This window comes from Paenibacillus sp. HW567 (genome assembly GCF_000374185.1).
GTDB lineage: Bacteria > Bacillota > Bacilli > Paenibacillales > Paenibacillaceae > Paenibacillus_AQ.
This window is the reverse complement of the sequence record NZ_KB910518.1, coordinates 2,052,393-2,074,222: the sequence shown is the minus strand read 5'-3', so window position 1 is coordinate 2,074,222 and position 21,830 is coordinate 2,052,393. Positions and strand designations below refer to the sequence as shown.

The 21,830-nt window shown below is 42.7% G+C and carries 20 protein-coding genes and 1 pseudogene; 2 read left to right on the top strand and 19 right to left on the bottom strand.

The window, feature by feature from the left end; translation table 11 throughout:
* Positions 1–18 precede the first annotated feature (18 nt).
* The 3 genes from B212_RS0109260 to B212_RS0109250 form a co-directional block, all read right to left on the bottom strand.
* On the bottom strand, positions 19–1,437 hold the full coding sequence (locus B212_RS0109260) for a sensor histidine kinase (protein WP_019910347.1): 1,419 nt from the start codon (positions 1,435–1,437) through the stop codon (positions 19–21).
* Positions 1,415–2,119, bottom strand: coding sequence for a response regulator transcription factor (locus B212_RS0109255; RefSeq protein WP_019910345.1), 705 nt, complete (start codon positions 2,117–2,119; stop codon positions 1,415–1,417). The genes B212_RS0109260 and B212_RS0109255 overlap by 23 nt, the downstream gene beginning before the upstream one ends.
* A 203-nt stretch (positions 2,120–2,322) precedes the next feature.
* On the bottom strand, positions 2,323–3,162 hold the full coding sequence (locus B212_RS0109250; protein ID WP_019910344.1) for a DegV family protein: 840 nt from the start codon (positions 3,160–3,162) through the stop codon (positions 2,323–2,325).
* Between the two features lie 165 nt (positions 3,163–3,327).
* Between B212_RS0109250 and B212_RS0109245 the strand changes: the two genes are divergently transcribed.
* A complete protein-coding gene (locus tag B212_RS0109245; protein ID WP_019910343.1) occupies positions 3,328–3,534 on the top strand; it encodes a hypothetical protein in 207 nt (68 codons plus the stop codon).
* Between the two features lie 83 nt (positions 3,535–3,617).
* On the opposite strand, the gene B212_RS0109240 is transcribed toward B212_RS0109245, so the two are convergent.
* Positions 3,618–4,304, bottom strand: a complete 687-nt coding sequence (locus B212_RS0109240; RefSeq protein WP_019910342.1) for a metal-dependent hydrolase — start codon at positions 4,302–4,304, stop codon at positions 3,618–3,620.
* A 188-nt stretch (positions 4,305–4,492) separates the two neighbouring features.
* Here B212_RS0109240 and B212_RS0109235 point away from each other — a divergent pair, with 188 nt between their 5' ends.
* Positions 4,493–5,278 carry a PaaX family transcriptional regulator C-terminal domain-containing protein gene (locus B212_RS0109235; protein WP_019910341.1) on the top strand — a complete coding sequence of 262 codons (786 nt, stop codon included), beginning with the start codon at positions 4,493–4,495 and terminating at the stop codon, positions 5,276–5,278.
* 8 nt (positions 5,279–5,286) lie between these two features.
* Here B212_RS0109235 and B212_RS0109230 read toward each other — a convergent pair whose 3' ends face one another.
* The 15 genes and pseudogenes from B212_RS0109230 to B212_RS33110 form a co-directional block, all read right to left on the bottom strand.
* Positions 5,287–6,840 carry an MFS transporter gene (locus B212_RS0109230; RefSeq protein WP_019910340.1) on the bottom strand — a complete coding sequence of 518 codons (1,554 nt, stop codon included), beginning with the start codon at positions 6,838–6,840 and terminating at the stop codon, positions 5,287–5,289.
* A gap of 67 nt (positions 6,841–6,907) precedes the next feature.
* Positions 6,908–7,237 (bottom strand): ArsR/SmtB family transcription factor, encoded by a 330-nt coding sequence (locus tag B212_RS0109225; RefSeq protein ID WP_019910339.1) that lies wholly within the window; start codon positions 7,235–7,237, stop codon positions 6,908–6,910.
* Positions 7,238–7,338: 101 nt separating this feature from the next.
* On the bottom strand, positions 7,339–8,157 hold the full coding sequence (locus B212_RS0109220) for a hypothetical protein (protein WP_019910337.1): 819 nt from the start codon (positions 8,155–8,157) through the stop codon (positions 7,339–7,341).
* Positions 8,158–8,345: 188 nt separating this feature from the next.
* Positions 8,346–8,504 (bottom strand): annotated as a pseudogene (locus B212_RS33795) (DUF255 domain-containing protein); the annotation flags it as partial.
* 116 nt (positions 8,505–8,620) lie between these two features.
* A complete protein-coding gene (locus B212_RS0109210; protein WP_019910335.1) occupies positions 8,621–9,178 on the bottom strand; it encodes a hypothetical protein in 558 nt (185 codons plus the stop codon).
* 14 nt (positions 9,179–9,192) lie between these two features.
* Positions 9,193–9,507, bottom strand: a complete 315-nt coding sequence (locus B212_RS0109205; protein WP_019910334.1) for a hypothetical protein — start codon at positions 9,505–9,507, stop codon at positions 9,193–9,195.
* Positions 9,508–9,633: 126 nt separating this feature from the next.
* Positions 9,634–10,464 (bottom strand): HNH endonuclease, encoded by an 831-nt coding sequence (locus B212_RS0109200; protein ID WP_019910333.1) that lies wholly within the window; start codon positions 10,462–10,464, stop codon positions 9,634–9,636.
* Positions 10,465–10,695: 231 nt separating this feature from the next.
* On the bottom strand, positions 10,696–11,712 hold the full coding sequence (locus B212_RS31150) for a hypothetical protein (RefSeq protein WP_019910332.1): 1,017 nt from the start codon (positions 11,710–11,712) through the stop codon (positions 10,696–10,698).
* A gap of 280 nt (positions 11,713–11,992) precedes the next feature.
* Positions 11,993–12,796, bottom strand: coding sequence for a hypothetical protein (locus B212_RS0109190; protein ID WP_019910331.1), 804 nt, complete (start codon positions 12,794–12,796; stop codon positions 11,993–11,995).
* A gap of 156 nt (positions 12,797–12,952) precedes the next feature.
* On the bottom strand, positions 12,953–14,734 hold the full coding sequence (locus B212_RS0109185) for an ATP-dependent nuclease (RefSeq protein WP_019910329.1): 1,782 nt from the start codon (positions 14,732–14,734) through the stop codon (positions 12,953–12,955).
* 480 nt (positions 14,735–15,214) lie between these two features.
* On the bottom strand, positions 15,215–15,910 hold the full coding sequence (locus tag B212_RS0109180; RefSeq protein WP_019910327.1) for a hypothetical protein: 696 nt from the start codon (positions 15,908–15,910) through the stop codon (positions 15,215–15,217).
* Positions 15,911–16,197: 287 nt separating this feature from the next.
* On the bottom strand, positions 16,198–16,467 hold the full coding sequence (locus B212_RS0109175; RefSeq protein WP_019910326.1) for a hypothetical protein: 270 nt from the start codon (positions 16,465–16,467) through the stop codon (positions 16,198–16,200).
* A 249-nt stretch (positions 16,468–16,716) separates the two neighbouring features.
* Positions 16,717–18,108, bottom strand: coding sequence for a group II intron reverse transcriptase/maturase (ltrA, locus tag B212_RS0109170; protein ID WP_019910325.1), 1,392 nt, complete (start codon positions 18,106–18,108; stop codon positions 16,717–16,719).
* Between the two features lie 146 nt (positions 18,109–18,254).
* Positions 18,255–19,439, bottom strand: coding sequence for a group II intron reverse transcriptase/maturase (ltrA, locus tag B212_RS0109165; RefSeq protein WP_269636982.1), 1,185 nt, complete (start codon positions 19,437–19,439; stop codon positions 18,255–18,257).
* 1,318 nt (positions 19,440–20,757) lie between these two features.
* Positions 20,758–21,828: a PAS domain-containing sensor histidine kinase gene (locus B212_RS33110; protein WP_019910323.1), complete on the bottom strand. Its 1,071-nt coding sequence runs from the start codon at positions 21,826–21,828 to the stop codon at positions 20,758–20,760.
* Positions 21,829–21,830 lie beyond the last annotated feature (2 nt).

The following is a 21,830-nucleotide window of genomic DNA, read 5'->3' as shown; positions in this document are numbered from 1 at the left end:
CAGCCGGCAGCTCTCCTTCTACTTTGGAACCCGGATCGTGAACACCGTCGGCTCATTATCTCTGCTCTCAAGCACCAGGGAGCCGCCCATTTTCTCAGCATTTTTCCTCGCAATGGATAAGCCCAGACCTGTGCCGCCACTTGCTGTCCGGGCTTCATCACCGCGTACAAAAGGATCAAATATCGTGGACCACAGCTCCTTGGGAATGCCCACTCCATTGTCGGCAATCTCTACCGCAACCTCAGTATCCTCAGGAATCACCTGTACCCTTAAGACTGTACCAGGCGGATTATAAGCAAGGGCGTTGGCGATCAGATTATTGACCACACTGGCAAACAATTCAGGGTCAAATCTGGCGTACACTTCCTGCTCGGGAACCTGAAGCTGCAGCAGGAATGCTTTTTGCTCAATTTCCCCGTAAGTATCGGCTATAATCTCCCGGAGGCAATCCCCCAGCTCCAGCCGTTGCTCATGAAGAATAAAATCCGGCGAATCCAGCTTCAGCAGCTCAAGCATATTCTGGATCAGCTTCGTGACCTGTACTGACTTGTTATAGATGTAGTTCAAGTACTTCGTCTGCCGTTCAGTATCTGTCCCCCGGCCTTCGACAAGTGCCTGGGCATAGCCTTGAATACTCGTAATCGGCGTCTTCAAATCATGCGACAGATCAACCATCAGGCGCTGCTTGCTTTTCTCGGCCCGGCGTTTCTCTTCTGTAGTTCTCTCGATCACATCCGCCATAAAATTGAAGGTCTCGCCAATTCGCATAAACTCCTTTTCCGCGTAAAGCTCAATCCGCGTGCTGTAATTCCCGCCAATCATCTGCTTCAGGCCAAGGTTCAAAATGCGCAGCGGCTTCTTGATCCGTCTAGTGACCCAAGAGCTGTATACAAAGATCAGGATTAGGATCAACCCGCTGAACACAATAACATAGAAAAATACAGAATGGTTCAAGTAGGACACCAGCACTCCGTTATTAATGGAAACTTTAACCACATCCCGGGGAATTTTGAGCAGCAGCCAGCCGGTCCGACCGTCCTCATTCAACCGGGTTAACGAGTAGTAATACGGCTGATCCGCACGGTTCTCCAGCCCCAGATACAGACTTTCTTCATCGTACGAATTGGTCTTGTCCTGCTTGTTTCCAATGACTTCGACCACATTCTTGTCGTTATCCAGGATTTCCAGCCAACCCCCGCTCTTCAGCAGCCGGTTGCTCTCCTGCCCCTTCCCCAGCTCTTCACGGTAATCTCCGGCTTGCACCGACAGATCCGGATCGGCAACCTGCTTGTTAAGAATCATGTGGGTTACATCCATGCGGATGAACAGGTACACCCCTAGCACCAGCAGGAGCAGCATGCAGTTAAACAACAGAAAATCCAGCGTGAGCGACGTCTGCAGCGGCCGGTTGTCCCTACTCTCCCACGGGTGCTTCAATTTTGTACCCCAATCCCCTGATCGTTTTCAGGTATTCCGGTTTCTTCGAATCACGTTCGATCTTGTCGCGGATATTGCTGATATGCACCATAATGCTGTTGTCCTCGTAGACGTAAAAATCCTCCCAGACCGCTTCATAGATCTTCTTACGGGTAAACACCCGTCCCGGCTGCTCCATGAGCAGCTCCAGGATTTTATATTCGGTTGAGGTCAGCGTGACAGGCTGCCCGGACAAGTAGACCAGACAACCGCTGCGGTCCAGCGTTAAGCGCCCGAGGACGATCTGATCCGCTTTCTTCTCTGGTACGGCCTGAGCATCAAAATGATGTACCCTCCGCAGCATCGCTCCGGCACGGGCAACAATCTCCAGCGGATTGAACGGCTTGGAAATGTAATCGTCCGCTCCAAGCTCAAGTCCCAGGATTTTATCGTGATATTGGCTTTTGGCTGACAGAAACAGCACGGGGAAATGATGGGTTTCGCGAATTTTTTTCAGAAGCTGCAGTCCATCCATCCCCGGCATCATAATATCGAGAATCGCCAGGTCAACCTCATGGCTCTGCATCAGCTTCAAGGCTTCGGTGCCGTTGTGCGCTTGCAGAATGTTGTATTCCTTCTCCAGATAGAGCTGCAGCAGCTCAACGATTTCCGATTCATCATCGGCGATCAGAATAGTGTACATCGTGAATCCCCCTCTAGTTCACTTCCGCAAGGAGCGTTAACTATACTATAGCCTGCCATTCTTAATCCAGTCTAAACCAAATCTTAAGAAAAGCTAAATTTCACCGCATCTTCAGGCTATTTAACAGCTCCTTGATCGAAAAAAGCCGCACTGTGGGCGACTTCCCATGCACGGCTTGGCTATCGATTATTGCAGCGTGAGGCCTAAAAAGCCACGCCGATTCCGCCCTCACCGGCATAAGTGCCCATCACAGGACCCATGCTGGAGAACAGGACCTCCTTGAAGGGATGCTTCTGCAGAATGCGTTCCTTGATTTCCAGCGCCAGCTTCTCACAATTACTGTGCACAATGGCAATCACAGCCTGCTCGTAATCATGCTGCTTGCTATCTAGCTTCGCCAGCAGATGGGTGAGCGCCTTAGGCAGACCCCGGGTCTTCTCTACCACCTCAACAATGCCATCATCGCTGATTTTTAGCAGTAGCTTGATGTTAAGAACGGATGCCACAGCCCCCGACAACCGGCTCAGCCGTCCGCCCTTGATCACATTCTCCAGCGTATCCAGCGTAAAGTATGCGTTCACATCTTCAATTTTGTCCAGGACCATTTGTTTGAGTTCACTTAGGCTTGAACAGGTAAGCGACCACTTCGCCGTCAAAGCAACAATGAGGGACAGCCCGCCGGAGAAGTTTTTGGAATCTATAATTTCAATCGCGTTCGGATGACCTTCCTCTTCATACATTTCCTTGGCAATCATCGCCGTCTGATAAGTGCTGCTGATATTGGAGGACATGCAGACAACCAGAATATCTGTACCTGCTTCCACTTCCTTGAACTTATCCAGAAACACCTGCGGACTGGGACTTGCTGTCGTCGGCAACTCCTTGGATTCACGCATTCTGGCATAAAAAGCCTTCGTCTCCGTATCCTCCGGCATCAGCTCATGCTGAAAATGAACAGGCAAATGAACGATAGTAACGTTATATTTCTCAATGTACTCAAGGGGTAAATCGGAACCGCTATCCGTAATAATCTTGATGGGCATCAGGGTGCTCTCCTTTCAATTCTATCCCATTATAGCCACCCTGCTTTGCTATCAATAGTATATTTTATAACTTGTCAAAAGGAGTGTTTTATGCTATAGGTTCTTTCTTAACCTTCTATGATGTGATATGGTTGAGGCATAAGCCTACAGAAATGGAGTGTCAAGATGAGCAAGAACACCGTGTGGAACAGAGGCAAGCATAATGGGCGTGGAATTTCAAAGAAACCGGCGGCAGGCCAGTTGCCAGCAGACCCGAACGAACCTGCCGTGGCGGCTGAAGAGCTTCCCAATCCCCGGATAGATACAGTCAAACCCATGAACCGCAGCAATTGGGTAACACGCCCGGCGCGGGTAAAGCCTGAGAATAAATAATCCGTCTCAAAATAGAAGGGATGTCCCATTGTGCAGCCTGGGTACATCCCTTTTGCATGTGTGTAATTCAATTGCTTATCGCTCTACAGCTCAAGCGACTCCCCGTAAGCAAGCAGTGTTCCGGTAATTCCGGCCTCGCCAAGAGCCTGAACAAAGGCTCCAGCATCCTGCTGAATCGGCGGGAACGTGTTGTAATGGATGGGAAGCACCTGCTTAGCGCCCAGCCATTTGGCAGCGATCAGCGCATGCTCCGGCCCCATCGTGAAGTGTCCGCCTATCGGCAGAATCGCCAGATCAATGTCATACAGCTCGCCGAACATTTTCATATCCCCGAACAACCCGGTATCTCCCGCATGGAGAATTGTGCGTCCCTCCGCCTGAATGATGAAGCCCGCAGGCATACCTCCATAGACCACATTTCCATCTTCCAGCGTAATGCCTGAACTGTGAAAAGCATGAATCATCGTCGCTTTGGCAAACCCAATATCAACCGTTCCCCCAATGTTCATCCCAATGGTCTGGACACCCTTCCCCTCCATATAGGTTGCCAGCTCCACATTTGACACAACCGGCACATTATTCTGTAGGGCTATCGGTGCAGCATCCAGAATATGGTCCATGTGGGCATGAGTCAGCAGCACCATGTCCGTCTGAATATCCTCAGGCTTGGTGACCGCAGCAGGATTGCCTCTAAGAAACGGATCAATGATCAGCGACTTGCCGTTCGTCTCCATCTGTATGCAGGAATGGCCGTGATAAATGATTTTCAAGCTTGATCTCTCCTCTTCTTCTAATGGACTTGGGCCGTGCAAAAACATAAAGTTTACGTTACAATGACACCAAAGTGTCAAGAGACCCGGTTCGGCACCCGAAATCAAATATATCCAAATCAATAACGATCGTATATATTTATAATATATTCCACCTTTATCACCTGTCAAGAGAGGCGTGAGACAAGTTGCTGTCCGTTGAAAAAACAATGCTGTTCCTGTTATCCAGAGTCGATCAGATGGGCGCTCAGCAGTTGGTTGAAATCTACGAGCTGAGGGGTTATACCTCCACCTATATCCGCAATGCCTTATCCCGTCTGAAAAAGGAAGGCTATATCTCATCCCCGTCCCGTTCCCTGTATCAGATTACAGCAGCCGGACGTTCGTACATCCATTCCATCAACAGCAAGCCCGCCCGCTCGCTCGAGCCATGGAACCAGACCTGGGATGTAGTCATGCTTGAGGTTCCCGAGCAGGAACGCAAGAAACGCGATCAGTTTCGCACCGCCATTTTGCAGCTTGGCTTCGGGCTTCTGTATAACAGTGTATACATCTCGCCCTGGAATTATCGGAAGGACGTCGCAGAACACATTCAGCAGCTCCAGCTTGAGGGCAAAGTCTCGATTCTGCACGGGCAATTTGAGACAGGCTCCATCACCCCCGGCAAAGCCTATGCCATTTGGCAGCTCGACAGAATTGAAGCCATGTACCGGGACAAACAAAGCTGGCTCCAGCAGGAGTTCATTCCATTAATGGACGAGGCGCTCCGGGAGGACCAAGCGCTGCACCTCTTCTTGCGTTATCTGCAGATTGGAGAAGTGCTCAGCGGCCTGCTTATGGCAGATCCTTCACTGCCGGATGAGCTGCTCCCCGCCAACTGGCCGGGCAAACGTGTAATTGCAGAGCTTACCGGACACTGGCAGCTACTAGCTGCGGCCATCCCCCGCGATTCGATTTATGCGAAATTTAGTTAGTTCATTAATTACTCTGTTCTTCTTTTCTTGTTAATCAAAAAAGCACTTGCCAGTGATCCAATAAGCAAAAAGATGGCAATGAACAAGTTTACATCCTTCATACCCGTGCTGAAAGCACTGAAAACAATATTCTTAATGTCTTCAAAAGCCGGCATTTGTTTGAACCATTCAGCTTGCTTACTATCAAAAATTTGTGAGCCGGCAAAAGCTCCGGTTTTATGGAAAATATCCAGCATCTGATTTTTGAATGCTGAATCAATATTTTGAATCTCCATAATATGTTTATCCAATGAATGGTTATACCCTTCGGTCAATTTAATTCCCAGCATTACCACACCAAATGAAATACCGAGTTGCCGGAATACGTTTAAAATACCGGAAGCCATACCAACCTGGCTTTGATCCACAGAACTCATTGCAGCATTGGATATTGGCGGATTTACCAAAGCATTGCTAATTCCTAAAAGGATAAACCCGGGCATTAAATAACCCCATTCAAAAGGAACCTTGATCATATGACGGATAACAAGAACTCCGATTGCTCCAATAAATAGTGCGCCACTAATCAACCAGCGATTGCCGATTTTCCCGGAAATAATCCCTGCCATCGGACCCAATATCATGGTAAACCCGCTGATTAGCAGCATTTTAACTCCAGTTTCAAACGCAGAGTAGCCCATATAATTTTGCATAAGAATGGTTAGGTAGGTGAAGCCGCCATACAATCCTGCTCCTAGAGCAAAAGCCGCAATGTTGGCGCCGTTAAATGACCATTTTCTAAAAATTGACAGTCCGATCATGGGTTGTTTAACGTTTTTCTCAGCCATAATAAAAGCAATTAATAAAATTATTGATAGACCAAATAAACTAACAATGTGCCAATCCGTCCACAAATAATTTACATGCATTTCTTTTTGAATTAGGGCGTATACCATAGTAAAAATCAATGCAGTGCTTAAAACAAATCCTAAAAAATCAATTTTCTCATTACTTTTTCTTTTACTTTCCTGGATAAACAATATACCAAGTAGGATAGCTAAAATACCAAAAGGGATGTTAACGAGGAAGATGGATCGCCAACCCAAATTATCCACTAAAGTACCGCCAATAAGTGGACCACCTGAAATAGCAAGACCAACCGCACTACTCCAAATCCCCAGTGCAAGTCCTCTCTGCTTCTCAGGAAATGAAGATGTAACAATCGTTAGTGATAGAGACATCATAGCTGCTCCGCCGATTCCTTGGAACCCCCGGAACATATTCAACCAAAGATCACTGCTAGCTAAACCACTTGCAAGGGAACCTATTACAAAGATGCCTAACCCCAATAGAAATACTTTTTTACGTCCGATGATATCCGCTAATTTCGAGACGGGTAATAACATCGCAGCATACACTAAAGTATAAGCATTCAATACCCATTGTAGATTTGAAAAATCGGATGAGAAGTTTTTTTGAATCTCCGGTAACGCTACATTCACAATTGTAATATCCAGCATTGCCATAAATACTGCTAAGCTAACTGTGATTAGAACCCACCATTTTTTAATAGATTGTTCCAAAATAAAAACCCCTTTCGTGTTTTTGTGCACACAAATGCACATATATAATAAAATGAAAAGCACCCTGCTACATCAAATTCATGAGTGCTTTCATATTATTCGCTGTCTCTTCGAAGGAATCGACAATGAATTTTTTATTCGCTTTGTAGTAAACTTCCCGGCCTTCTTTCCTTCTCTGCACAATGTTAAACCGATTCATAAAATCCAGGTGACGAGAAATCACTGAACGATTCTGAGGAAAATACTCTGCTATTTCCCCAATCGTCATTTCCCCGTTCCCAGAAAGGAATATCAACAGCTCACTTCGAACGGGGTCGAAAATTGCTCTGAAAAATTCTATATCAATATTGTCTTCAATCAATTTTTTACATTTATCCGGATCATGTTTGAGTCCCATTCGCTCACCACCTGATTCCATTATATGCATTCGTGCGCACATGTCAACAGATTAACTTTTATAAAAATAATGCAACCATTAATTTTTGTTGGAACCCTCAATTACTGGTTAATAACGAATACACCAACCTGCTGTCCGAACTGTCCAATCCACAGCTCTCCGTCACCAACCATAACACCTTCCCAATTCACAAATACTTTATCGACCTTTTGCGCTAATAACGCCTTCTTAACTTTTGCGGTCATGATTTGGTTGTATTTTGCTATAAAATCCTTCTTGGTTTTGATTTCAATGGTTTTTCCCTTAGTATTCACTTTCAATGGGTACACCATCAACTTGGCAACTTCGGATTTTTTTCCTTCTGTGACGACTTTCTGGAGCAAACTGAAGTTATGCTCAAATACGATCGGATTGCTGATGCCTGCGACTTCATATGGATTGTTAGTAACATTAACCGCAATGACTCCAAGTTTATTGTTTTGTTTCCCCATCCACAAATCGCCATCTTCAACCATAATGCCCTGATAGTTCACAAACAGCTTATCGACTCTTTGAGCCAGTACTTTTTCACGTACAAGAGCTGTGAAGATGCGATCATATTTCTTAATAAATTCAGCCTTGTTATAGAAAACATACGTTTTGTTGTCTTTGTTCAAATTCATTGGATAGGAGATCAGATCCGCCACTTCTGCGGGTTTGTTATCCTTAACAGCTTTCTGTAATTTGGCAAAATAAGCCGTAAATTCTGCCGGGTCGTTTATGCCAGCAACCTCATAAGGATTTTTGCTAGCTGAACTCGACACGGAAGCAGATGTTGAAGTATTGGTACCCTGCTCAGCCCAAGCTTGACCGGAAAATGCAGTTATAAGAATTGAGAAACTCAAAATAATTGCGGCTTTTTTCATGGTAGTGTTTGTCATCTTGTTTCCTCCAAATTAAAGTTATACTTCGAGTATATAACTAAGATGGGTGCAACAAGTTACACCGGTTTTAATTATTTATTTGTGCGTAACAAAAAAACTCCCGCCAAATAACAGCAGGAGCTTCTTTGAATGATTGATTTATGTGAACATCCTGTCAATGAGAGGTTCGCGTGGGGCAGTAACTAGCTATCCCCAATAGAAAGGACCACAGGCTTGTTGTCTCGCTTAGCGATTTCAAAAGCCTCCTCGGACCAAGGGAACCAGTTCACCGGGTTATGTGCGTGTTGTAGTAGATACGGTGACTTTTCCTTGGTTGATCTATTGGGTACTTTTTGAGTTGTCATGGGGCATCCCCCCGTTTCGTGTTGGATTTGGGTAAAGTATTGCTTAGGGTTAGTTTACCCAATTTGGGGGGGGAAGAGGCTCAGGTAAAGGAAAAAAGGTAACTCCATGATATGGGTTACCTTTCATGATTACTCCCAGGCTTTAACTTAAATATTTTTGTAGAACTCAATTGCCCTTTTTTATAGTACTCAACATAAACTTCACTTCTTCTGATGTTGACTTCATAATAAACACCTAATTTATATCTACACACATGTTCAGGAAGATTTGTCCCATCAAATGACCAAACATCATTGAATGTCTCTTTAGTTAGAGCTACCAAACGGTTCTTATCTTTTATCTTTTCAGAATTTCTATTCGTAGATTTCTTCATTTCAATTGCAATTAAATTATCTTGTCCAAGTATCTCACCACGACTATGTATTATGATATCACAATTAATAGGTATTACTTCGATGTTTTGATCAATAATGGTTTTTACTTTCCCTTTGTTTCTGTTGTATTCCACATCCACGTGATATTTCGAATAATTAGTTCCTTTTATTTCTTCCTGAAGATACCTCATTAACGAACCGCATAATGTTCGTTCTGAGACACCACTAAGAATTAAATCCGCTTCATGATTTAAGAATGATTTATTTGCATTTTCAAAAATAACAGTTTCATTTTCCATGGTTCACCTCAGGATTAAAAGTCCAGTTCTTTGAGTATGTAAGTACGCCACTCATTATCTTCTTTTACTAACTTAATATAACCTAAATCCCTAAGAGTTTTTTTAAACTTTTCTACCATTTCATAGCCCATATGATCCGGGTTTCCTTCATATACAAAATTCAGCATTTCTCTAGTACTTGCTTTGCTCCAGCCCTTATTTCCTACATTGGAACTTTGTAAAATATAGTTATACGTATTCACCATATACCTTCTATAATTACCTGCCGTAGGATTCTCTTTTTGCTGGCGCAGATAGCTTAATTCCTTAATTTTCTGTTCTTCGTTCATAAAAACTCCTTTGATTTAGCCCTGATCATAACCATCTCAACATATTCACATATTTGTTACAGCAAATACGAGATTGTTGTTATATGAATTTTATGCTAAAGGATGTTCAGCCTAAACATAACGTTATTAATACACTGATTTGTTTTTTCTAGGAAAAACAAGCTTAGGTATCCCCGCTTCCTTACATATTTCTGAGAAGAGAAATAATATTTGACTTCTAGTCTCATCAAACCACTTAGCCACTTCATAATTGTGAAAAAAATAAAATTGTCTTCCGTTATATTCTCCACCAACATCTATTTGTCCCAAATGAACTGCTAAACGGTATCTTGAACGTATAGCTCTCATCATATCGACTATGCTGTCCATTTTTTCTCTCCATTCAGGATTGAATAAATATGATTTACCTAAACATTGAAAAAGGACGTTCCCATCCCTATCTTTTAAACAACCTACATTAATTGCTGTTATTGTATCTTCAATAGCTCTATCAAAAGCTTCAATTGAACCTTCTTGCACAAACTCATCTTGAAAAGCAGGTCTATCAAAGCATTGAGAATAAAATTTTATAATTCTCTTATCTTCATTGGTTTCAGTCGTCGAAATCTGATTATTATATTCAATATCTAGTAATGCAGCTTTCTCTGAAATTGTACGCCATTCTTTTATTATTTCAACAGTGTATCTCATCTCATCACAATCTATTAACTTAGCGTGGTCTTGGCACAACCATATTCCATTTTCAACAGACTTCCTTTCTTCAGAAGACATATTGGGATCGTATCTTGGTCCATTAAGTTCTGCTGCAGTGATGTGAGCGGCTATCCCAACATTAATTGATTTGTTAATATCTGTGTGAGGCGCTGATGTTGCTTTCCTACAATTAGGGTTTGAACAACGACCACCAACTCTTTTAAATAATAATTCTTTTGTTTTTGAAGTGAATTCATCTCTCATATTAACCGATCCTCCTAGCAATAAGTATCAACAAAAACTTTATGGCAATAGTGATGAAAGGCGTCTCTGCTAGTTTATTAATTGATTTGAGTTATTATTAGGTTTGCCCCCCGTTACTACTTAAAAATATAATATCTTTATTTTATCGGAAACCTAAGTTTAGTCTTCCTCCGCATCCCCATTCATTCTTGGAGTAAAAAATATTGTCTTTGATTATCTAAATGATGTTAACTATTTCGGACAATAGTCTTGAATATTTATTTTTGATTCAATTAATTTTTTTATGCTTAACTTTAACTTCTCAATAAATTCTTCTAAATGATTATAGTTGCATATTACAAAATGAGAGCAATATTCCCTTAAATAATAACTTGAACCTACACTTAAATGCTCCACTAAATTGGATGCATTAAAATGTTTTATAGAATTAGGAGTTGAATTTTGAAATAAACTTTCTAACTTGATCATTCCTGGAGTCTCATTTAAAGAAGAAAAATCATCGAATGTTCTAATCCAATGTTCTTGAAATTCTGGGTTACTATCTGAATAAAATAATAAAAAAGGGTGTTTTGTGGTCATTTCCTCAAGAGATTCAGCCTCATATACTTTGGATATTGAAACATCCGTATTAATTAATAATAAATCCGCTGTTGTAACAAGAATGGGACACATGATAATAGGTCGATTGTCATTCAAATGTTCGCCAATATTATATTCTATTAAATGTCTCAATAAACCCGGAATTGCATATTGCAATTGAGATATTCCGTGTTTTATTTCAGCATCGTATACTGAAGGGCTATCACCAAGTTTTAATTCTATTGCTTTGTAAGCATCTTCAATCTCACATTCAAAATCGTGCACTGATTTTTTGTCCTCGAACCTCACTGGAGAAAACTCTTCTATTATTCTAATGGCTCTACCCGCAATCATCTGAGTAAAGTCAGTAGTATTTATTTCAGGAAGGAAAAGCCACTTAGTATTATTATCTCGATACTTGCATTCAATTAGTAATTGTACATTAGCACAGAATTCGTTCCTTCCTTCCGATTCAGTCTCACTGAAGGGAGCATATGCAGACGCGTTAATATCAACCGAAAAATTTTTGTACGTCCCCTTATCATCTCTAGAATATGTGTAGTCTGCTTCAATAATAAAGCCTTGGTCAACAAGTAACTTAGCTACATCAAACTCTAAGGGAATGCTTGAAGATAAAAGTTTGCTTTTCCATTTTTTAGAATCGGCCATTGTAACTCTCCTTTAAATAAAATGCAATAAACCCTTATTTTTTTTGAATTTAAATATTATTTGCTTATTCATTAATGATTTTCTATTAATTTCAGCTAACGTTCCCGTATTCACGACTTCCCATCAACTTAAGGCTCTGCCAGGGATCCACTGCAATGCTGTCAGTCGTGTAGATGTGTCAGTTGAATTGCATCTTGCCGACCGAGGAGCCGTCAGAATTCGATGTGTGAGTATGATGTTAGACGATAGTATAGAATTCACGAATTACTTATCGTAATTATTAAGTTTCTAACGCCATTAAGTTGATATCATTTAATCGGATATACGGTTTATCATTCTTATTAAAAAATAACGTTCCTATGAAAATACAATAAATACCATTATCCCATGGTTTCTTTTTCAATTTCGAATTATTAGATACACTGTCACTTAATAAAATAGAAAATTCATATCCTTTCCCATCCCATACACCACAATTTAAAAATTGTTTATTAGATGAGATTGAGTTAACTTCACCCCAAAATATTTTTTTCTTTCCTCTGAGTGAATGATCTGCATTTCTGAAATGCACAATTAAATCAAAAGGATCTTTGTAGGTTTTACCTTCAAAAATGATCGGGATATCGATATCATCCAATAGATTATTAATCGCATATCTTAATAGTTTTTTTATTGTGATTTTACAGGATTTATTACTTGAAGGATCGATTACATATGATCGAGAATTCTTTGTTTGCTCAACTTCAGTTAAAATTGAACCCTTATTTCTGTTTTCATGTAGCTTACCATTTTGTTCTAGGCTTAGTATCAATTCATTATATGTGACATTAATTTTGTTAACTTCTTCTTTAGTAGTATTATTGACATTGCTAGTATTACTCATTCCCTGGCCACAACCACCTATGTGTCTAGAAAAGAAGCATGATTGCTTACCATCTCTAGTTTTTCTTCTATAAAATGCTTGAACTCCGCACTCTACACATTTTATATTACTCTTCGCAATCTCCTTTTCTATACTTGAGAGACTTTCAAATTTTAAGATAGATAATTTTTCTTTGCTAACTGAATTTATTACCAATTCCATCTTACATCACCTTGACCTTTTGCATACTTTCCTCTAACGTTCTTGTATTCACGACGTCCGACGAAGTCGGATGTGTCCGGCAGTTTATACTTCCCTGAAATTCTTTTGCCCGACCGAAGGGATATGCCCGATGCGTGAATATTATGTTAGACGAAGTTATCTTTGTCTTTGGATATTATTCAATTCAAGGAATTCCTTAAGATTTTCAGGGAAGATAGGCTCTCCAAACTCAGATGTTTCTTTAATTATTCTCCAGATCTTCGCGCTATTTTTATCATTTGAGTCATACCCTAAAACAGACTCTAACTTAGGAATGTTAAAATGTATCTTCTCAAAAGAGGCTTCTTTAATCAGATTCCAATTTGTAGTTATCATCCCTTTTTTAGTTCTTTCACTCAATGGTTCACCTTTTGAATTAAAAACTTTAATATTTTCTAGTTCAGTATTATAGATATCACTTTCTTTAAGTTCTCCAATTGTTTCAAAAGAGAGCTTTGCCACAAAATCTTCTTCGAAGTCAAAATCATTGATAGCAAAATAATTTATGCCTAAGTGCTTACATAACTTAATTAAAATTAAAGCAGTTATTTTCCCATGATGAGGAACTATAGCAATGTTATTAAAATTCAAATAGGTTTCTGAGTATTTATTATCCTCAGTGAGTTCCAATACTTTTCTTCTGATAATTTCTTTGTAAGTCATCAGATCATTAGGGCCTTCTACAAGTAAAACTTTTTTGCTGAATAATATTTTATTTAGGTTTGGCTCAATTAGCTTGATGTAATTATTATAATCATCAATTTCAGAAAGCAACTCATCAAAAATCCCTTCGTTCTCTTCGACTTCGAGAAACTCACTATTATGTTTATTGTATTTAAGCACTGTTTGCTTAGTATCTTCATCAAATTCAAAACGAATCAATCCTCTAGTATCAAAGACATCCAACATTTTGTCAGAATGAGTAGTATAAATTACTTGGTGTCCTTTCTCAGCTAAGCCACAAAGAACAGTTTTGTAGAAATATTCTTGATGGTTCTCATGTAAAAAGCTTTCAGGTTCTTCGAATAAAAAAAGACACTTATCAGTCTCATTGCTCTCTGCAATCGCTTGAATAATAGCCATGACAAACATAGAAATATAACCATCACCAAAATGGCTGATCGGTACAAGGTTTTCCATGTCACCATTAAGACCAACTTTGAACATCATCTCTAAGAATATATCCTCATACTCAGGCAATCCAAATTCAATATGACACTGGTTTTGTCTCAGGTTAGTCGAATAATTAATTTGTATCCTATTTAAAAATTCATTCAAACTGGAGTCAGTCATTACCTTATCAGTAGAGGACTTTACCTCTGCTTTGAATTGATCTTTTTTATCTGCCATAATACCATCTCTATCAACTATGCTTTTGATATGTTTTGCTAAAAATGAAGATAAATTTCCCCAACTTGTTTTCTTTGTTAATATTTCTTTTTTAATTTCATGAAAATTTATATAGAATATTTTAAAGTATTTAGCTGCACCAAATGAGGTATAGAGTTGTTTCTCTCGCTTCCCATCTTCGTAAGAGTTAATCCTGGCACTTTCTATTTCAATTCCATCGAGTTCGATATCCAAATAATGATATCCAGTAAGATTTGCTATTTTACCTTCCACTTTATGTTCACTACTACTACTCATTTTTGTTGCAATTAGAGGTATATTATCATAGCTACGATTATGAAAATCATTGATTGTAAAGCTATCTTTAGTAACATACTTTTCTGTTATTCCATATAAAATTGAATTCAAAAAATTCGTCTTTCCAGCGTTGTTGTATCCCACTATAGCTACGGGTTTTTTATAATCTTCTTTAGGAAAGTGAACTACAACTTTATCTCCAAAAGATCTATAATTTTTAATTATTATATCTTCTATACGAATATAGCTCATATGACTTCGCTCCTTTAATTCTTAAATAGATAATTTCGTCTGACATTTTATTCACGAACTTTGTGAAACTACAAACTTTATCTCAATATTCAAATATTATCCGGTAGAAAGTCTCGATGAATTATAATCTTATTATACTTCAAAATGGAAAAATATGACGAACATTTCTCCTGTATCCAATAGAAAAACTCCCACTAATACTATTAGCAGGAGTTTCTATAGAAATTGATTTACACGAACATCCCACCAATGACAGGTACGTGTGGGTCAACAACTAGCTATACCCATTAGAAAGGAACACAGACTTGTAGTTGCGCTTGGCGATCTCAAAACTGGAAGTATTACTAAATGAAACTCCCCTCAGCAAGTTGCGGGAATTGGACCCGTAGCGATTAAGTACTCTGAGCGAGTTAGTTTCTGAGTCTTACATTTGTGTCATATATTAGGGATAGGTCACCAGGATCACAATATTTCTCGATATCACTGTACTTTCATCCATAAAGCATTCTGCCGATCATCTGGAGTTGATAAAACTACCATTCCAGATTGATGACCTTCAGGAATTAAAAATCCAACCCAACCGTTGAAGGGTTTTCCTTCTGATAGGCTGGGAGAATATTTGGAGAACATAAAAGAAGGAATTCTCTTTAGAGTTACTGAGTTAATATACTCAAACCTATAATTATTTATTGACAGCGATGTTCCAGGTTTTTCAGATCCTAAGATTTCAAGATTCACTTTTATTAGAACATAGGTATAACCGCTCGGGGCAGCTTCTTTTTTCGCCTGAAGTATTTTCAAAGCATCCTTTCCTGTGCTCGTTTCTTCGATGGAGACTGAACCAATGAATTTATCAAAACCTTCATTTAATTCAAAATATGCTTTTGAACCGGAATGTAAGGGATTGGACTCAGTATACCCGCCGTACATGCTTATGTCCCTTCTCAAAATACTGATTGTATTGGACTCAGGCATGACGTGATATGACCCTCCCAAACCCTCAATAACTTTGCGCAAAGGCACATAGGTCACTCCATCAATGACCTTTGCTTCTCCTTTAATATCAGCCCCGTTTACCCTTAAAGAGTATCCTGTAGTGGCGGCAAAGACCGTAATTGATAGACATACTACTGAAAATATAATAAGAAAACTTGATAGCATTAACTTTTTGTTCACTATTGACACACTCCTTGACCTGAAGATATCTGTTCGATAACTGCCGCCTTGGCCAATTTCCTTGTTCCAATGTTCATACATCAGCTTATGTCTTGAATGTAGAAATAGATTTCCCCTTTCCTACAATCTCATCATGGAATTGAACACACGCTTGTTTCCCATTTTCTATTTATTATTCGACAGTGTTCTCTACTCCCCTTCCAAAAGAACTAAATTTCCCCATGTAAAGAACCACTGGAATTTTTCTAGGGGTTAAATGTTTTCTTTTCTATGCTTCACTTAATTATCTATTTATAACAAACCGTCAACTCCACCCAATTCCCCTCCCGATTATAAACAATCCGCTCCATAAACACCTGCTTCATAATAATGTCCTCTTCATTTGATACCTGTAATTTATCTAACGCCCGTTTATGCTTTTGCAACTCCTGCACCTTCACTACAATCATAGTCTTCGTATCGTTATAACCGTGGCCTTGCAGCTCGATCTCCTGCAAAATGTTCGAGTCTACATTGATGATCCACTCATATAAAGTATTGAAAAATTCTTCGTCCAACACCTTCCCCTTGTGCTCACATTTACTACCATCCTTATAATGGTGATAGCATAAAGCACTCCAATATTGGCCGTTGTATCAACTACGGGAGTAATAGTCGGAGTAGGACTCGGGGAAGGCACATGATTAACCGGTAGAAAAAAATAGTCCTATACAAGGACGGTACCGTTATCGAGTAGGAGGAGGCGGCAAGCCTCCGTCCTCTCACACCACCGTACATGCGGGTCCGCATACGGCGGTTCCAAAAGGTTAACAAAGTTCCAGATAACGTGAAAGCAAACTTTTCAGCCCTTTCCCTTCCCAGTAGGAAGTCGGAAGGGCATTATTCGTGTTCCGGGACATTTCCCATGCGCCTCGCCGCGAATTCGCCATCGTGAAACAGGCCCACTTGGGTACTCCAAGAGCCCGGAGTTCGCGGATTCGTGTGCGCACTCGTTTCCATTGTTTCCACAGGCACATCCGGAGTCTTCTCCGAATCCACTGGTCCAGTTTTTGGAGATGCATCTTGGCCGACGCCAGATGGAAATAACCTATCCACCCCATCAAATATCGGTTCAGTCGGTTAATCCGTTCTTCCATCGAAATAGACCAACTTCGATTGGTTAGCTCTCGAATCTTTTCTTTACATGCTAAAAGACTCTTTGGCGCTATTCGAATCGTTGCCTGTTTCTGCCTCAGGAAACTAAACCCTAGAAACTTCCGGTGCCAGGGTCTGGCTACCGCACTTTTCTCCCGGTTCACTTTCAGTTTTAACTTTCCTTCTACAAATCGGCTGACCGATTCCATGACACGTTCGCCCGCTCGTTTACTTGCCACAAAAATATTGCAGTCGTCCGCATAGCGTACGAATCGCAACCCTCGTCCAGTCAGTTCCTTGTCCAAATTGTCTAGTAGTATGTTTGCCAAAAGCGGACTGAGCGGACCACCTTGTGGCGTTCCCTCTCGGTTACGTTCTAGCTTTCCATCTACTATAGCTCCGGCGTTCAGAAAAGCACGAATCAGTCTCAGCACTCTTTTATCTGCTACTTTCCGCGCTACTCTTGCCATCAGCATGTCGTGATTGACCTGGTCAAAGAATTTCTCCAGATCGAGGTCCACGACCCATCTCAGGCCACTTTGGATATATCTTTGGGCTTGTTTAACGGCATCATGCGCACTCTTTCCCGGACGAAAGCCATAGCTATACCATGAGAATTGCCCGTCAAAGATCGGGTTCATGACTTGTAGAAGGGCTTGCTGGAGAAAGCGGTCCATCACGGTCGGGATCCCTAGTAGCCGTACGCCGCCTCCGGGTTTGGGAATTTCCACCCGTTTGACTGGCGCAGGTCTGTAGGTTCCCGCTAGAAGTTCAGCTTTCGCCGTCTCCCAGTGTGTTTTCAAGTAAGCTTGTAGATTCGCTACCGTTACATTGTCCACACCGGGCGCTCCTCCGTTTTGTACCACTCGTTTATACGCGAGCCGAAGGTTGTCTCCTTCGAGCATTCGCTCCAGCAGGTTGCTCTCTGCTTTGCGAGAGGAAGAAGCGATTTGTGCCGATGAAGAACTCGGCGCTCCGGCATACCCTGACGGCTTCACCGCTTCTCTTTGCCGCAAGCTCTCTTGCGAGATATTCTGCTGTCGTTGCTCTTCATACGAACGCATCGGTTTCCTCTCTCCTTTCGGTTCAGCCCTTCCGTAAGCTGTTGCAACAGCTTACGTGTAGAGTCGAAGGAGGTCGGCTTGCGCCTTCCTCCGTCCGCTCGATCAAACGGATCGTGCAGTTTTCCCGCAATCCGCTTTCCTTCATGTCACCCTTTGGGTGCAGTTCGTAGGTTCAAATCCGGGATTAATGACAAGAGATTTACCAATCTGTACTTGGAGTAGAGAATGGATTCCGGCAGTCTTTTCCACCCCGCGTTGCGCCAGCGTTTGAACCGATGACTCCATATCCGCCTTATGATCCAGCGTTGGAGTCGGTTGAAAAGCTTTCTCACGTGGGCTTTCCGGAAATAATTGCCCCACCCTCGTATGACGGGGTTTATGGAGTCGATGAGTTCAAAAACGGTTATCGGGATGCGTCTATGCGTTCGNGCTCGAATGGTGTCCATGAACGATTGGATGGACTTGTCTTTGGGGTAGGCGTAGATATTCATCTTCGATTGCTTCTTTACCTTTTCCCGTTGCAGCGACAAGCCTTTTCCCCGTTTGAGCTTGTAGCCCAGAAACTCGAATCCCCACTTGATGTGGGTGATCTTTGTTTTATCCGGGTGAAGGGTCAGCCCGAGCGATTCCAGAATGATTCTTGCGTCCCGGAGCGCCCGCGCAGCTTCCGCTTGCGTCTTGCAGAGCACCACCCAATCGTCAGCGAAGCGCGTCAGTCGGTACCCTCTGTCCGTCATTTCATGGTCGAACCGATTCAGGTAAATGTTACTAAACAGCGGACTCACTACACTACCTTGCGGCGTGCCGCTCGGTGTCGCGTATTTCTTCCCACCTTCCATGTACCCGGCTTCGAGCATTTGTCTGACCAATTTGAGAATTCTACCATCGCTTACTTGCTCCGCAATCCTGTCGACCAGCGGTTCGTGATGAACCGTCCCAAAGAAATCCCGCAGGTCTGCGTCCACAATCCATTCGCACCCGTCCATCATCTCGCGGTAAATCTTCCGCATCGCTTGGTGCGTTGACCTACCCGGACGGTATCCGAAACTGCATTCACTGAACAAGGGTTCAAAGATAGGTTCCAGCCTGTTTTTCAGCGCTTGCTGGCAGACTCTGTCCCTTATCGCCGGGATGCCGAGCGGACGCTTCTCGTTTGGCTTCCCCTTCTTGGAAATGTGAATTCGTTTGACCGGCATCGGTCGGTACATCCCTTGCTTCAGTTCTTCGTGCAGTTGTTCTAGCTCCGCCTCGGCTACGGCTTGGAAGGCCGGGATGGTGACCTTGTCAGTTCCACCACTGCCTCCGTTTGCCCTCACTGTTTCCCATGCCATTTCCAGATTTGTTCGGTGATACACCTTGTCGATTAATGAATGAACCTTTCGTCCTGTGCCTTCTGCTTTCATACGCTTCGTATCCTCCGCCTGCAAGTTTTGGGTCTTTCACTTAGGGAATATTCCTCCCTTGCCGCTTACTCGCGAAACTCATGCCAGTTCCGGTCTCCATAAAGCGAGCCGCCTTCCCCTTCTAATTCACCTTTTGAGTGAACAGAAGCCAGTCACACCAAGGTGACTGATCCGGACGTTTCTGTTGTTCGTCCGTTCTTAAGTAGTACGCGGCTCTCCGACTTCTCGCCGTGCGTCCGGTGTACATTTCGGGGTTTCCTTATAGTACCCGTTACCGAAACTGCCGCGCATTCTCTGAAGCGGCGGGCGCGGCGCGACCGCTTCGACTTTGTTTAACCACTCGTCCTGCAAGTGCATTCGTTTCAGACACGACGAGATCTCCGTGGGTCACATCGTCATCTTCAGTACCATGCCGCCCGCACACACCTTGGTGCGATGGGTGGACTAGAACGCCTTCGTCTCCATAGTGCAGACTCGACCTTGCCCCATCTTTGGCCGACCGGTTCGCGAGTTCGGGTAGCCCCGTTTCACTACGGCCTGGTACTTCTCCTCAAGCCCTTCAGACTCTGCCTCGCGGCAGACGCCCTGCCCTCCGGTAAAAAAAATTACCGGCCCCCGAGGCGTTACCCCCGAGTTTGGATATGAGCCCCCTAGTCCGGTGCTCAGCGGGACTTTAACCCACCTGATGATCGTGCTGCCACGCACGCACTATGGCCTCTGCTGACTCCTGACGGTTCAGCGCAGCCTCTCGACTACGGTTACAAGTTTTTTTTCCTTGCATGTCCGGCAGGTCTCCCCAGATAAGAACGTCATCTTTCCGCCCGCACCTGCCCAAGTATACGGCTGCAGCCCTTGGCAGCTTTGGATTTTGTCATGTATTGGTGACTCATCCGGCTGCAACCGCCTCAAATTGGATTCGTGTACCTCAGGTCGTGCTTTTGCCTCCGGCTTCCTTCAGATTCCACCTCGCGGTGGACACCCTTGCCCTTGGCTAACGGTAGGCGCTTGCCAGCCCCCGCTCGGGACTTTCACCCTAGAGATGACGCCCATGCTGGGCGTACAATAAAAAAAGCTCCCGTGAATACTCACGAAAGCTTTTTTCATTTTTGACATGCCCCCACCAATAGCAGCAGGTTGACATACGAATACGCCCCTCGCTTACCTACATTGATGAAGGATGAATCATTACTATTCGGTTTGCAGACTTGCAGGTTTGCAGACTTACAGTTTTACAGGTTTGCAGCACTCATTCCAAATGGCTCGGCTTCGGCAGACACAGACGGAACACGCTTCCCTGTTCTGGTACAGAGGTTACCGAAAGGCTGCCTTCGTGGTCTTCTACTATTTGTTTGCTGATATATAATCCCAAGCCTCTGCCTTGAATTTGCCCGGCCTGCTCCACCCTGTAATATTTAGTAAACAGCCTCTCATGCAATTCTTCGGGTATTCCCATGCCATAATCCTTTACCTCCACGAAAAAAAATGGCCCGTCTTCCCCTACGTGGATATCTACACGGTTCTGTCCGGGAGAGTATTTCTTGGCATTGCTGAGCAGATTGTACAGGACCTGGATTAATCTGCTCTGATCGGCGTAGACAAAGGCGTCTTCCACCTCGAAATGCGCATATACATAATGGGAGGATTTCAAATTCCACTGTTCGGCCATCTTTTGGACCAGTTCAACCAGCGATACATATGTCTTGTGATAGGTAAGCTGTAAGGACTCCATCTGCTCAATGTCCAGCAAATCGTCAAGCAGATTGGACAGCCGGTTGCCTTCGGCACTAATGATCTCCAAAAAGCGCATTCTATTCTTTTCAGAGAGGTCGTGTTGCATCAGCATTTCTACATATCCCATCATCGTCATCAGAGGAGCCCTGATTTCGTGGGTGACAATACCCAGCCGTTCAATCCTCATTCTGTTCATTTGCTCCTCAGCACTGCAAGCCCTGAATTCCAGCAAAATACCATGATTCTTCATCTTGCGGGAATTCATTACCGGAGTGAGATACAGCGAGAACAGCCGCTCCTCTGTGCGGGCATACGAAAACTCAATCTGCTTAAAGGACATTTCCCCACGTAAAAAATCTTGTATACTCTCCGTTAGCGTATAAGCCGCCGGTTGAATATATCGTTCCAGCGATTGGGTTAGATCCGTAAGATTTCTCCCCGTCATCTCCCCCAGAGCGAACCATTCCTCTGCCTTGTTGCCTATGTACACAATTTTTCCCCCGAGGTCGCATAGAATGATGCCTACCTCCGAGGAATCCATTTCCCGCGCGTTGCTCTGCTCTCTCTCCAGCACTATTTTCACCATCA